This is a genomic window from Halapricum sp. CBA1109 (genome assembly GCF_009741825.1).
Lineage (GTDB): Archaea > Halobacteriota > Halobacteria > Halobacteriales > Haloarculaceae > Halapricum.
On the sequence record NZ_WPCA01000019.1, the window covers coordinates 16,613 to 29,934 of the forward strand.

At 68.5% G+C, this 13,322-nt stretch carries 11 protein-coding genes and 4 pseudogenes; 10 read left to right on the top strand and 5 right to left on the bottom strand.

Annotation, left to right across the window (positions count from 1 at the left end; translation table 11 throughout):
• Positions 1–4 precede the first annotated feature (4 nt).
• Positions 5–759 (bottom strand): annotated as a pseudogene (locus tag GJ629_RS03835) (GNAT family N-acetyltransferase).
• Positions 760–928: 169 nt separating this feature from the next.
• On the opposite strand from GJ629_RS03835, the gene GJ629_RS03840 reads away from it, so the two are divergent.
• Positions 929–1,645 (top strand): HD domain-containing protein, encoded by a 717-nt coding sequence (locus tag GJ629_RS03840; protein WP_370515778.1) that lies wholly within the window; start codon positions 929–931, stop codon positions 1,643–1,645.
• On the opposite strand, the gene GJ629_RS03845 is transcribed toward GJ629_RS03840, so the two are convergent.
• Complete coding sequence (locus GJ629_RS03845; protein WP_157511833.1) at positions 1,646–2,383, bottom strand: proteasome assembly chaperone family protein; 738 nt, start codon at positions 2,381–2,383, stop codon at positions 1,646–1,648.
• A gap of 80 nt (positions 2,384–2,463) precedes the next feature.
• Between GJ629_RS03845 and GJ629_RS03850 the strand changes: the two are divergent.
• The 5 genes and pseudogenes from GJ629_RS03850 (at position 2,464) to GJ629_RS03865 (ending at position 6,064) form a co-directional block, all read left to right on the top strand.
• A pseudogene (locus GJ629_RS03850) lies at positions 2,464–3,368 on the top strand (RsmB/NOP family class I SAM-dependent RNA methyltransferase).
• Complete coding sequence (locus tag GJ629_RS03855) at positions 3,365–3,871, top strand: hypothetical protein (RefSeq protein WP_157511834.1); 507 nt, start codon at positions 3,365–3,367, stop codon at positions 3,869–3,871. Before GJ629_RS03850 ends, GJ629_RS03855 begins: the two are co-directional and overlap by 4 nt.
• Before the next feature lie 40 nt (positions 3,872–3,911).
• Complete coding sequence (locus tag GJ629_RS03860; protein ID WP_157511835.1) at positions 3,912–4,868, top strand: right-handed parallel beta-helix repeat-containing protein; 957 nt, start codon at positions 3,912–3,914, stop codon at positions 4,866–4,868.
• Positions 4,865–5,038, top strand: a pseudogene (locus tag GJ629_RS17865) (hypothetical protein); the annotation flags it as partial. The gene GJ629_RS03860 and the pseudogene GJ629_RS17865, both read left to right, overlap by 4 nt.
• A gap of 36 nt (positions 5,039–5,074) precedes the next feature.
• Positions 5,075–6,064, top strand: coding sequence for a hypothetical protein (locus GJ629_RS03865; protein WP_157511836.1), 990 nt, complete (start codon positions 5,075–5,077; stop codon positions 6,062–6,064).
• Between the two features lie 84 nt (positions 6,065–6,148).
• On the opposite strand, the pseudogene GJ629_RS03870 reads toward GJ629_RS03865, so the two are convergent.
• Positions 6,149–7,646 (bottom strand): annotated as a pseudogene (locus GJ629_RS03870) (DUF790 family protein).
• Positions 7,647–7,735: 89 nt separating this feature from the next.
• Here GJ629_RS03870 and GJ629_RS03875 point away from each other — a divergent pair.
• Complete coding sequence (locus GJ629_RS03875; protein ID WP_157511837.1) at positions 7,736–8,185, top strand: hypothetical protein; 450 nt, start codon at positions 7,736–7,738, stop codon at positions 8,183–8,185.
• Here the strand turns inward: GJ629_RS03875 and GJ629_RS03880 are convergent.
• On the bottom strand, positions 8,182–9,189 hold the full coding sequence (locus GJ629_RS03880) for a hypothetical protein (protein WP_157511838.1): 1,008 nt from the start codon (positions 9,187–9,189) through the stop codon (positions 8,182–8,184). The genes GJ629_RS03875 and GJ629_RS03880 overlap by 4 nt on opposite strands.
• A 69-nt stretch (positions 9,190–9,258) precedes the next feature.
• Positions 9,259–10,590: a DEAD/DEAH box helicase family protein gene (locus GJ629_RS03885; RefSeq protein WP_370515779.1), complete on the bottom strand. Its 1,332-nt coding sequence runs from the start codon at positions 10,588–10,590 to the stop codon at positions 9,259–9,261.
• A 75-nt stretch (positions 10,591–10,665) separates the two neighbouring features.
• Here GJ629_RS03885 and GJ629_RS03890 point away from each other — a divergent pair, with 75 nt between their 5' ends.
• The 3 genes from GJ629_RS03890 to GJ629_RS03900 all read left to right on the top strand — a co-directional run.
• A complete protein-coding gene (locus GJ629_RS03890; protein ID WP_370515780.1) occupies positions 10,666–11,289 on the top strand; it encodes a hypothetical protein in 624 nt (207 codons plus the stop codon).
• Between the two features lie 143 nt (positions 11,290–11,432).
• Positions 11,433–12,155 (top strand): nucleotide exchange factor GrpE, encoded by a 723-nt coding sequence (gene grpE / locus GJ629_RS03895; RefSeq protein ID WP_231754475.1) that lies wholly within the window; start codon positions 11,433–11,435, stop codon positions 12,153–12,155.
• Between the two features lie 147 nt (positions 12,156–12,302).
• Positions 12,303–13,322: Hsp70 family protein (locus GJ629_RS03900; protein WP_157511840.1), on the top strand; the 1,020-nt coding region annotated here is incomplete at its 3' end.

A 13,322-nucleotide genomic window follows, 5' to 3' on the forward strand; every position in this document is an offset into this window, starting at 1 on the left:
CGGCTTACATGTAGGCGGCGTCCCAGCGGGCGGGTTTGCGGCTGTTGCCACAGGAATCACACTCGATGCGGCCCATCGCGTCCATCGCGTTGGCGAGTTTCTCACAGCTAGCACAGTAGTAGCCGTAGCGGTCCTCGCCGTCGGGCGTGCCGTAGACGACGTGGAAGGCCGCGAGCGAGCCTCGTTCGGCGTCGTCGCGGTCGATGTACACCGTCTTCCCGCCCTCGGTTTTGATCGGTTGCATCCCGGAGGGCTCCTCGACGTAGCGGTTCTCGATGTGGGTGCGCCCGTCGATTTCGACCTCGCTGCGGCCGACGGCTTCGAACCCGTGGCTCTCGTAAAAGCCCGTCCCCTCGGCGTTGTCCGAGAGGACGCGCCCCTCGATCAGGCCGGCCCCGCGGCCGTGGAGGCGGTCGCGGGTCGACTCGAACAGCGCGGTCCCGGTCCCCTCGCCGCGGTAGGCGGGGTCGACGTGGATCCAGAGGATGGTCGCTCGCTGGTTCTCGTGAGGACCCTCGCCGACGATATCGCTCTCCGAGAGCGTACTCTCGGAGAACCCGACGACCTGATCGTCCTGCTCGGCGACCAACAGGATGCGGTCGTCGTTGTCAAGCGAGTCGGCGAGGCGGTCTCGTCGTACCACTCCTCGATGGCGCTGGTGATGGCTTGGGGACTCAGCGAGTAGGAGGTCTGTAACGAACGGCGCGCGATGTCACGGATCGCCGGGCGGTCCGCTGGTTCTGCTCGTCGGATATCCATACCTCTAGTATCGACCCCCGATATAAAAAGGCAGTCGCTGTCCCCGGGCAGTTGCACGACCGTCCAGTTCGGCGGAGACGGCGGCGAGTACCTGTCGTAACGCTAAAGAGTCGATGCCGCCTTTATGTACGTAAGATGAATAAGGATCGCACCGTCGGGAGGTGGTGTTGTGGGTGTTGAGATCACGGAGTCGCCAGTATCGGACGAGGAGTTCGAGGCCATGCAGGAGTTCGTCCACGACTACCTCCAGGCGAGCGTCGAGACCGAGGAGGAGGGTGGCCGGATGCGCTGGTACCCCTGGCACTCCGCCGAGTATCGCTTCAATCACATCCGCAACGTCGTCGACCTCTCCGTAGAGATCGCACGCAAGGAGGGCGCGAACGTCGACGTAACCCGCGTCGCCGCCCTGTTCCACGACATCGCCAAACTGGAGGCCGAACAGGACGAACACGCCGAGGTCGGGGCGACCATCGCTCGGGAGTACCTCACGACCCACGGTGACTACCCCCAATCGTTCGTCGAACAGGTCGCCGCCGCGGTCAGGGACCACTCCTATCAGGGGAACCTGATGGACCTCTCGCTGGAGACGCGGTGTCTCATCGAGGCCGACATCCTCGACAAGATCGGCGCCAACGGCGCGACGCTGTTGCTGTTGCGGATGGGCTATGAGTCCCGGACGCACATGGACGCCGCGGAGATGGTCGACCGCGTCGTCGAACGCGGCGTCGACGCCAAAGAGCGCATCGAGAGCGACGCCGCCGAGTCTATCGCCCACCGCCGACTCAAACGCGCCCGGTGGTTCAAAGAGTGGCTCGAAGCGGAAGTCGCCGAGATGGACGCCGGGGGCGACCCGGACGTCGACGACGTCGACGCCGCCGAACGGTAGCTACTGGAACATCCCCAGTGGCTGGGCCTGCGAGCTCTCGTCGTCGGCCTCGCCCATCCGCTTTGCCAGTCGCTCCCGGGCGGCCGTTATCTGTTCGGCCTGCTCCAGCAGCGTCTCCGTCTCGACGTCGACGCCCGTCAACGGCGTAACGACCCGTTCTAACAGTGCCTTCGCGGCCGTCGGGTCGGGGAACTGCGGCGACGCCTCGACGACGATACCCACGGCGTCGACGCCGGTGTACTGGGCCCGGTACAACAGCGCGCCCGTCGGACCGCTGACGACGCCGCGGCCCGGCGGCGTGTCGGCCTCGATGTCTGTCAGCCGTGAACCGGCCTCGCCGGTCGCGACGCCGTGGATGTCCGTCGTCTCGTCGCCGTCGCGCCGGATTCCGCTGACGTACACCGGGAGGATCCCCGCCTCGTCGACCCACCCGGTGACACACCCGGCGAACGACTGTGCGGTAGACGGCGAGATGGGAACGTCACTCTGGAGGACCAGCAGGTCCCGGTCGGGGTCGGCGTGGATCCGGACCGGCGGTTCGACGCCGTGGCCGTCGCTGTCGTAGACTGCTACCTCCGGCAGACCCTCGCAGTGGCAGGTCGCGTACGTCGGCATATCGAGCGTCTCGACGAGGTGGTCGGCGGCTATCTTGCCGACGAGACCGAGGCCGGGCAGTCCCTCGACCAGCACCGGGTCGTCGAAACTGAACTCCTCGCGGTGGACGTCGATCCGTGCCATACCGAAACGTGGCCCGCACGGGACAAAAAGCGTCCCCCCGACCGAAATCCACAAGCCCGGGCGGCGGGAACCCTCCGCCGATGGACGTACTCTCGCGGTACGAACCGCTCGTGGAGGACTTCGCGGCGTTCGAGGCCGCCTGCGAGCGACCCCTCCCGTCGGTGGTCAGGGTGAACACGATCAAAGCCGACGCCGACGCGGCGCGGGCGGCCCTGGCCGAGTCGGGCGTCGACGCCGAACCGATAGCGTGGCACGACGGCCTCTTCGAGATAGACGGCCAACCCGGCGCGAACTGGCCCTACGCCCACGGCTGGCTCCACGGCCAAGAGGAGGTGTCGGTCCTGCCGGCGCTGGCGCTGGACCCAGAGCCCGGTGACCGCGTCTGGGACGCCTGTGCCGCGCCGGGGTCGAAGACGACGCAACTGGCGGCGCTGATGGACGACCGCGGACTGGTCGTCGCCACCGACAACAACCTCGGGCGCATCTCGGCGCTGCGGTCGAACACCGAGCGACTCGGCGCGACGAGCGTCGCCGTGACCCACGAGGACGCCCGGAACCACTCGCTGAAGCCCTTCGGCGGCGACCCCTACGACCGAGCACTGGTCGACGTCCCCTGCTCGTGTGAGGGGACCGTCCGCAAGAACCCCTCGACGCTCGAGGACTGGACGATGGAACACGTCACCGGCATCGCCGGCGTCCAGAAGGGCGTGCTCGAACGCGCGATACAGGCCACCCGCGAGGCGGAACCGTCGTCTACTCGACCTGTACGTTCGCCCCCGAGGAGAACGAGGCGGTACTCGACCACGTCCTCGACACCGCCGACGCCCGCCTCGTCGAGTTCGACCTCCCGCTGGATAGCCGTCCCGGCGTCACCGAGTGGCAAGGCGAGCGGTACGACGACAGCGTCGAACGCGCAAAGCGGATATACCCCCACCTCAACGACACGGGCGGGTTCTTCTGTGCGAAGTTGGAGGTGACGGCATGAGCGACGAAAGCACTCGCTTCGACCGCCTGCCGGCGACGCCCGCCGACAGCGAGAGCGACGACCGACCGACCCGCGAGGGTGTTCTGGAGTACTGGTCTGATCGTTTCGGCGTCGACCCCGTTACCTTCGAGGGCTACACCTTCTGGGAGCGCGGGTCGGGGAAGATATGGGCCTTTGCGGACGCCTTCGACCTCGACTCGCCGGTCGACATCGAGGGACTGGGGATGTCGTTCCTGCGAACTCGCCGCGAACACTGGAAGCCGACGACCGACGCCGCCCAGCGGTTCGGCCGAGCCGCCGACGCCTGTGTCATCGACCTCTCGGCGGACGAGGCGGCGGCGTTTATGGCCGGCCACGATCAGGAGATTCCGTGGGACGGCGACTGGGGCTACCTGATCGTCACCCACGAGTTGGCCGGCCGAACCGAACCCATCGGCGTCGGCCTCTACCTCCACGGCGAACTCCGCTCGCAGATACCCAAAGGCCGGCGTCGGGAGTTCTGACCGGCGAAACGCTGAAGCCACTCGTCACGAACTGTAGGCCGTGCAACGGGTTCCCACGGTCGCGCTGTGTCTCGCCCTCCTCGCTGTCTCCGTGAGCGGCGGTGCAGTTGCCGCGGGAGAAACCACTGCGACCGTCGATACCTACGACGGAAACAACACGACTGCGGAGCCGTCGGTCGTCGTGTCGAGCGGGAGCGGCGACTACCGGAGCATCCAGCCGGCGCTCGATGCGGCGGCCGACGGAGAAACGGTCGTGGTCAGGGCCGGGGAGTACGCGGAGGCGCTGACCGTCGACAGCAACGTTACGATACGGGCCGATCCGGGGGCGGTGCTGGAAGGAGGGGAGGTGCCGTCCGCGTTCACGGGCGTCGCCGTGACGGGGTCGAGCGCCCCGCGTATCGACGGCCTGACGGTCGCCAACTTCTCGACCGGGGTCGTGGGGTTCGGTGCGGGGCCGTGGACCCTCTCGAACGTCACGGTCAGGGGGTCGGCGACGGACGGCGTCTACGTGCCGGGGACGGTCGGTGACTGGGAGATTCGGGACAGTCGCATCGTCGATAGCGGGCGCGCGGGCGTCTTCGCAGTCGAGTCCGGCGGGTCGTGGACGATAGCGAACACGACGGTCCGGAACAGCACGGCCGGCGTCGTGGCGACCCGGGCCGGCGGCGACTGGCGCCTGCAGGACGGCACGGTCGCGGCCACCGAGGGCGACGGGGTACAGGCCATCGAGACGACGGGCGCGTGGTCGCTCGACGGCGTGGCTATCGACGACACCGGCGACGACGGCGTCGACGCGACGGGCGCCGGGACCGACTGGACGATACGGAACGCGACGGTCGGAGACACGGGCGGTTACGGCGTCAAGGCGGCCGAGGCGACCGGGAACTGGTCGGTCCACGGCAGTCAGTTCCGCGGGCGCGGCGACGCGGTCGTCGCTGAGGGATCGAGGGCGGCGACGCGACGCGGAACTGGTGGGGCGACAGTCGGGTCCCGATAGCGCGCTGTCGCGGCCCAGTCCGGTGTGACCGAGCGCTCGCGGCCCCGAACGGGACGGCCGGCGGCGACACCGACGGGGACGGCCTCGCCGACCGCGTCGAGCGACGCCTCGGGACCGCCCCGAACCGGACGGACACCGACGGCGACGGCCTGCTCGATAGCTGGGAGGTCCGGGGGTACGACGCCGACCAAGACGGGGCGGTCGAGGTGCCCATCGACGAGTACGGGGCCGACCCGCGGCGCAAGGACATCTTCGTCGAGGTGGACTCGCTGACCGTCGGCGGGAACGGCCCGTGGATCACGCAGGTGCCGCGGTCGGCGGTGTACGGCCCGGTCGTCGCCGGACTGTCCGGGACCCTCCCGCTCGGCGAGGGGCCGATACACCGCTCGGTCGAGGCGATGTTCGCGGCGGCGCCGGTCGAGAACCCCGACGGCTCGACGGGCATCGACCTCCACGTCGACACGGGCCAGTTCGACGGCGGCGAGTACCTCGCCGACCCCGGCATCGACCCGACGGCAAACCGGAGCAGAGTGCGGGCGTTCCGCCGCGTCCATATGGCCGACCGCCGAGAGCCGATATTCCACTACGGGCTCGTCGTGCCGAACGCGACCACCGTGGGGCGGGCGTTCGCGGCCGATTCGGCCTTCTTCGTCGCCGCCTCGGTCGACGGCGAGCGGACTGCCCGGGGCCAGTTCGCCTCGACGATATCCCACGAACTCGGCCACTCGCTCGGCCTGTTGCGGACCCGCGGGACGGGGTTCGACGCCGTCGACACCGCGGACCTCTCGACGATGGCCTACCCGAGCGTGATGAACTACGACGCGCCGGCCGCAGCCCTCGACTTCTCGGACCGCTGTGCCTTCGACGAGTGGGGGTGGCTGGCCGAGCGGTCGCTCGCCCCGCGGACGCCGATAGAGCGGCCGACGGAGCCGCGAGCGACCTGTCTCCACGTCGACCGGACCGTCGAGGGCGGCGCGCCCGTGCCGGTCGTCGTCGGCGTCGACAACCCCGGCGAGGAGACGGCGACGACGGCCGTCGAACTCCGCCTCGACGGGACTGTGGCCGCCGAGCGGGCCGTCACGCTCGCGCCCGGCGAGCGGCGGCAGGTGACGCTGCTCGTCGGGCCGCTCTCGCCCGGCGAGCACACCCTCGCAGTCGGGCCGTTCGAGCGGACCATCCACGTCGGCGAGGGCTGACTCAGAGTGTTTCTCGTAGGTCGTTCCGGTATCGACTGCCTGATTTCGGGCGGTCGAACCGGCACACAGCGACGAGAAACACGATTACTGCTCGCGGACGGTCCCGCCGTCGAGGCCCGCCCACTCGACGCGGTAGCCCAAGCGGGAGAGCGCGGCGCTCGCGTCCTCGATACCGTGGGCCGCAAGCGCCGCCTCGGCGTCGGCGTAGGCCATCCCGTCGGTGACGTCCGCGGCCACGTCGTCCAGTACCGACGGCCGGACCAGCGTCCGACCGAGCCGCTCGTGGTCGGCCACGGGGAGGTCCTCGACGACGGCCTCGCTGACGCCGTACTCGGCACCACCTCGGCCAGCGTGATCACGTCCGCGTCGGGGTCTAACGTCTCCGGGAGGCGGTCCCGCGCGGACGCCTCCAACTCGCGTTCGTACTGGCGAAGGGCGTTCCGGACATCTTTCAGCCTGACCGTCCCGGAGTACGTGAGCACGTCGTGGCCCTGCGTGGCGATGTCCTCGCCGACGCCCAGCGAGTCGTCGACGGCGACCAGCATCTCGACGGCCTCCAACTCGGCCAGCCGCGAGCGCTTCTTTTCGAGGTACTCGGGCGTCCAGAAGCCGACTATCTCGAAGAACACCCGGAAGTCGGCGAAGGCGTAGTCGAAGGCGAAATCGGGGACGACGACGTGTTCGCCGGCCGCGAGCGGTTCCGGTTCGCGGGTCAGCGTCCAGTCCAACTCCAGCGCGTCGAACCGCGCCGCGAAGTCGGCCTCGACGCCGCTGTCGAAGGTCACCGCCGTCACCGGGTCGACGCCCGGCACCGACACATCGTCGTCGGTCAGGGTCATCTCGCGCTCGGTCCCGTCGTCGTCTATCGTCGCCGTCAGCCGCCAGTCGGCGGTCCCCGCGACCGACCGGAGGAGCCGCGCGAATCGGGTCCCGTACCGGCGGCTCGACCGGAACAGCGCCGTCGGGCCGGTCACCTCGACGACGCGCCCCTCGTCGGTCCGCCGTATCTCGTACATCAGCCGGAGCCGTTTGACGGCCGAGATAACCGCCTTCGGGTCGTCGCTCCGGACGGTGACCGCCGTCGCGTCGAACAGCGCCGTCTGGGCCAGCGAGAGGTTGTACTGCTCGACCAGCGTCTCCGGGTCGTAGCGGTCGCCGACGGCCGTGAGGACCTGTCGGTCGGGCAGGTCGGCGTACAGCGAATCCTCGATGGCCTCGGCGTCTACCGCGAGTTGGTCTGCGGCCCGTTCGACCGCGGCCGCCCGGTCCTCGGCCGTGGCGACGCCGACGGCCTCGGCGGCCTCGAAGGCGGCCCGGCGCGCCCGTCTTGGCGGGAGCGGCGACCGCGTCTCGGCGGTCGTCTCACGTTCGAGGAGTTTGGCGAACCCCCGGACGAGTTTGAACGCCTCGGCCTCGCGTTCGAGGTCGGTGAGGGCCGCTGACAGCCGCGACCGCGGTTCGCCCACGTGGCCTTGATAGACGCCGATGCGCGGGCGGCGAGGTCCCGCGCGGAGTCGTCGACGAACTGCGGGCGGTAGCCGCCGCCGGCCCGTGACACCCGCAGGAGGTCCTTCGTGAGCACGGGCGAGTGGTCGTGACCGAGCCATTACAGTGCTACGGTCAGACCCGTCCACAACAAGACTCATACCCTTCGGCGAGCCACCACCGGGTATGCAACTGGACAGGCGAGCGTTCCTCACGGGGGTGGCCGGCGTCGCCGGCGCGGGCCTCGCGGGGTGTTCGGACGGGCGCTCCGGGGAGAACGTTCCGGAGCCGGGAACACGGGACGGGGACGGCCCCGGATCACAGGACCTTGGCGGCGGCCGACACGCCGTCCTCCGGCCCTCCGACGGGATGGTCGAGGACTGGCGCGTCCGGGAGGGTGACGGCGAGACGACGTTCGAAGTCGACCTCCGGAACATCGACCCCGCGAACATCGAGGGGATGCTCCGGGCGAACGTCACCCACCGCGAGGACGGCCAGCGACAGTACGAGACGAACTTCACGATGACGGGGGAGTCGACCTCGACCGTCGAGTTGACGATTCCGGTCAGCTACGAGGAGTACACCACCAATATGAGCCAACCGGCGTTCAGCGTCGAGGACCTCGAAGAGCGTTAGTCCTTCCGGAGGACGAGCGGTTCGATGGCCAGCGTCCGTTTGGCCACGGTGAGTATCCGGAGGACGTACGCGACGAACAGCAGGAACGGGACGAGCGTGACCGCGAACGCCCCGCCGACGAGGAAGACGATGGCGTCGACGCCGAGGAGACTCCCCGGAACGGTCCCGGCGTTGACGACGGCGACCATCACGCCCGCGATTACGACCGCCGGGACGGCGGTGTAGAGGATCAACTGCGAGAGGTCGATCAGCGCCCACTGGAAGTACAGCGTCTTGACGTGTTCTCTCGCCGGCCCGTACAGCGACAGCGCCTCCTCGACGTCGTCGAGTCGGTCGCCGTCGTCGGCCGACAGCGCCGCCCCGTGGTCGTCCCTGATCCGCTCGACGGTGGCGAGTTTCCAGCTGTAATCAAAGTCGAGTGCGGCCGAGAGGACGGCGAAGGAACCGAACTCCGCGCCGTCGAGTCGCTCGCGGACGGACGCGGCGTTGTCGGTCACGTCCCCGGTCAGTTCGGTGACGGCGTCGTCCGCGTCCGGGTCGGCGGCGTCTAGCTCCGACTCCAGCGAGCGCGCCCGTTCGACCGCGGCCGCGAGGAGGGCGTCGAGGAAGGCGGCCGGGTCCGTCGGGACCGGCCCGTCGACCACCGCGGCAATCGACTCCCGGACGGCCATCGAGTCGGCCATCCGCTCGTGTTGGTCCCCCAGCGGGCCGTTCTCCTGTGTGAGGACGAGTTGGCCGATGGTGACGACGAGCGTCGCACCGGTGACGATGGCGGTGATCATCGCCGAAAAGAGGGTGTCTATCGCGTCGCCGTCGGCGAGTTGGTCGGCGAACGGCGGCCCCAGTGTGGCGACGGCAACGACGAACCCGACGAACACCGCGGCCGTCGCCGCGGCGGTGAGCACGCGCCGGTCAGCGTCCAGCAACAGCCACAGCTTCAGGCGGCTCTCGTCGGCCCGCTCGCTCATCGTGTCGGCCGCGCTGTCGGCCGTCCCGTCGGTCATTGTCGTGACGGGTCCTTCGAGCCCGGGGGTGTTGGTAGTACCCCTCTGCGGGCCGCGAGCCTCACTCCCTCACCGCCGGCGGTCGGCGACGCGCTCCTCGGCCGTCTCGGCGCTGACCAGTTCGTACAACAGCGCTCGGCCGCCGTCCTCGGCGGGGCGCAGGATGCGGCCGAGCCGCTGGGTGAACTCCCGTTCGCTCCCGCTGCCCGACAGCACGACGGCGACGTTCGCGTCCGGCACGTCGACGCCCTCGTCGAGGACGTTCGCGGTGACGACCCGCGAGTAGGTCCCCTCGCGGAACCGTTCGAGTATCTCCTCGCGCTCGTCTGCCCCCGTCTCGTGGGTTATCGCCGGGAGGAGGAACCGTTCTGAGAGCCGGTAGACGAGGTCCGTCGAGGCGGTGAAGACGATGATGCGGTCCTCGGCGTGTCGGTCGAGGATGGCGGCCAGTTCTTCGACCTTCCCGTCGGCCTGTATCGTCACTTCCCGGGCGCGCTGTTTGGCCAGCAGGGCCTCACGGGCGGCCGGGTCCGACCCCGAGCGCATCACGAGTTTCCGGTAGTCCGCGCCGCTTTGCAGCGAGAGGTTCGACCGCGCGAGGTAGTCGGTGAACGTCCCCTGATGGCGCTCGTAGGCCGCGCGCTCCTCGTCGGTCAACTCGACCTCGATGCGCTTGATGTCGAACGCGGCGAGGTGGTCACCGGCCAGCGTCTCGGCGTCGATGTCGTAGACGCGCGGGCCGACCAGTTCGGCGACGACTTCGTGGGCCCCGTCCGGTCGCTCGAAGGTCGCCGTCAGCCCCATCCGGGCCGGCGCGGCGAGCAAACGGGCGATGTCGCGGTACCCCTCGCCACCGAGATGGTGGACCTCGTCGAAGACGACGAACCCGAACCGGTCGCCGATGTCGTCGGCCCGGAGGTACGCCGAGTCGTACGTGGCGACGGTCACCGACTCGAGCCGCTGGTCGCCGCCGCCGAGTTGGCCGATTGGCACGTCGAACTCCCGGGCGAGTTCCCGCCGCCACTGCTTTAGGAGGTCGATTGTCGGGACGACGACCAGCGTGGGTGTCTCAAGCGCGGCCATCGCGGCGATAGCGACGACGGTCTTGCCGCTGCCGGTCGGGAGTTCGAGGACACCGCGGTCGCCGGCCTCGCGCCACGCGTCGAGGGCGTCCCGCTGGTAGGACCGGAGGTCGTAGCTCGTCGAGAGGGAAAGCGTGTCGAGGGCGAGCACGCCGTCCTCGTAGTCGACGCCGCGATCCGACAGCGCCTCCCGGAGAGCCGCGTACCGCCACGCCGGCGCGCGCCCGGACTTCGATCGCGGGTCAGTCTCGACGAACGGGAGCGCGGGAAAATCGCCGTCGATGCGGACCGTCCCGTCCTCGAAGGAGAGTCGCGTCACTGCGAGGATATAGTGCGATAGCGACTAAAAGTTCCCCGACCCCCAAAAGTGTCAAGCTCCCCACGGTCGTAGTTTGTGACCATTCCACGTATGGATCCCGACGACCGCAACCCCGACTCCTGGCGGCGGACGAGCCTGCGGGACGGACTTCGATGTGGGAGCGAGGTGCGCACGGTCGTTGAGCGCGCGCACGCGACACGGCTTCCCTACCAGTACGAGTACGAGACGGTATCGTCGGGGCCGAGAGTCGCCGACGAGTTCGGGACCCGGGAGTACACGAACGCTCGCGTGCGGTTCAACTGTGGGGTGGAAGGAAACGGGAGAGTGAAGCTTCTCACGCAGGGGCACTTCTGGGGCGGGCCCGATCGACACCAGCGGTTCAAAGCCCAGTATCGGCGCGCGCCACCGCCGACGGAGACGGTCCCGTTCGACGGCTACGAGACGTGGGTCAACTACCGGTACGGGGTCGTCGAACGCGACGGAGACAGCATCGAGTTCGTGCCGAGCGAGGACGGCGGTGAGGAGGTCCGGCCTATCGAGTGGGCGGAGATGTTCGCGCCGGTACAGCGGCGTCTCGTCGAACTGGAGCTAGTCAGGAACCCGCCACTGGCCCGCTACGTCCTCGAAGACATCGGCGAGTGGGAGGCGTTCGCCAGCGCACTCCGGTACGACGTGGACGCGTTCGACGTCGGGCCGTGACCGGTTTCTCAACCCTTTTACCGGTTTACTGAATAGGGTAGGATATGACCGAACAGGACGCCGACGAACCCGAGTCCACCGCGGACGGGACACCGGACGGTGAGACGGGCGCGGACGACGAGTCGACGGCCGAGGGAACGACACTGGACGCCGACGAGGCGGCCGACGGGACCGAACACCGCAGCGACCCCGAGAGCGAGGACGGAGAGTCCGACCGCGAGGACGACGTGTCCGAAGGGAGCGACGCGGCGGACGGGGAGTCGAGCGAGGCGGGCGACACCGAGACGGAGGCGTCGGAGGGCAGTGTGGAGTTCAAGGAGTCGGACCTCGACGTGGCAGAGGACGTGCTGGAGTACGTCCAGTCGGCCGACGACGAGGAGTTGGCCGAGGAGATAAACACGCTGCGGTTCGAGGTCCAGACCTTAGAGGACGACGTCACGGAGTACGAGGAGCGAATCGAGGAACTGGAGTCGACGCTCAAGCGAAAGCAGGCCGACTTCGAGAACTACAAAAAGCGGATGGAGCGCCGCCGCGAGGAGGAGAAACAGCGCGCCACCGAGGACCTCGTGGAGCGGCTCGTCGACGTCCGGGACAACCTCAAACTGGCCGTCGATCAGGACGAGGACGCCGGCATCCGCGACGGGGTCGAGTCGACGCTCAAGCAGTTCGACCGCATCCTCGACGAGGAAAACGTCACGCCAATCGAGCCACAACCGGGCGACGAGGTCGACCCGCAGCGCCACGAGGTGCTGGTCCGGATGGATTCGGAGGAGCCCCCGGGTACCATCGCGCAGGTCCACCGGCCGGGCTACGAGATGGCCGACAAGGTCATCCGGGCCGCGCAGGTCGCCGTCAGCGAGGAGTGACGAGCGGTCGAAAAGCAGTCGATTTATACCCACTGATTAGCGCCGTGTACACGGCCGAAATCAGCGTTTCGACCCGGGGTAGCCCGCCGGTTTGTGTCGCCCTGTCTAGCAACTTTTAACCGGGTCAGACGGGTACGTGAACCCAACATGGCGAGCAACAAGATCCTGGGTATCGACCTCGGGACGACGAACTCCGCGTTCGCGGTGATGGAGGGCAACGACCCCGAAATCATCGTCAACAGCGAAGGTGACCGGACGACGCCCTCGGCCGTCGCGTTCGACGACGGCGAACGGCTCGTGGGCAAGCCGGCGAAGAATCAGGCGGTCAAGAACCCCGACGAGACGATCCAGTCGATCAAGCGCCATATGGGCGAGGAGGACTACACCGTCGAACTCGAGGGCGAGGAGTACACCCCCGAGCAGGTGTCGGCGATGATCCTCCAGAAGATCAAACGCGACGCCGAGGAGTATCTCGGCGACGAGATAGAGAAGGCCGTCATCACGGTCCCGGCGTACTTCAACGACCGACAGCGTCAGGCGACCAAAGACGCCGGCGAGATCGCCGGCTTCGAGGTCGACCGCATCATCAACGAGCCGACGGCCGCGGCGATGGCCTACGGCCTCGACGACGAGTCCGACCAGACCGTCCTCGTCTACGACCTCGGGGGCGGGACGTTCGACGTCTCTATCCTCGACCTCGGCGGCGGGGTCTACGAGGTCGTCGCCACCAACGGTGACAACGACCTCGGTGGCGACGACTGGGACCAGGCCATCATCGACTGGCTTGCCGAGGAGTTCGAGAACGACCACGGCATCGACCTCACGGCGGACCGACAGGCCCTCCAGCGGCTCAAGGACGCCGCCGAGGAGGCCAAGATCGAACTCTCCTCCCGGAAGGAGACGGAGATCAACCTCCCGTTCATCACCGCGACCGACGACGGTCCGGTCCACTTAGAGAAATCGATCACCCGAGCGACCTTCGAGAGCCTGACCGAGGATCTGGTCGACCGGACGGTCGGCCCGACCGAGCAGGCGCTCGAAGACGCCGGATACGACAAGGGCGACATCGACGAGGTCATCCTCGTCGGCGGATCGACCCGGATGCCCCAAGTCCAGGATCAGGTCGAGGAGATGACCGGCAAGGCGCCCAAGAAGAACGTCAACCCC

Bases quoted from the DNA above. Each gene is read 5' to 3' on its own strand.
- GJ629_RS03875 (WP_157511837.1), top strand. From the start codon at position 7,736: ATGCAACTGGACAGGCGAGCGTTCCTCACGGGGGTGGCCGGCGTCGCC.
- GJ629_RS03855 (WP_157511834.1), top strand. From the start codon at position 3,365: ATGAGCGACGAAAGCACTCGCTTCGACCGCCTGCCGGCGACGCCCGCC.
- GJ629_RS03880 (WP_157511838.1), bottom strand. From the start codon at position 9,189: ATGACCGACGGGACGGCCGACAGCGCGGCCGACACGATGAGCGAGCGG.
- GJ629_RS03845 (WP_157511833.1), bottom strand. From the start codon at position 2,383: ATGGCACGGATCGACGTCCACCGCGAGGAGTTCAGTTTCGACGACCCG.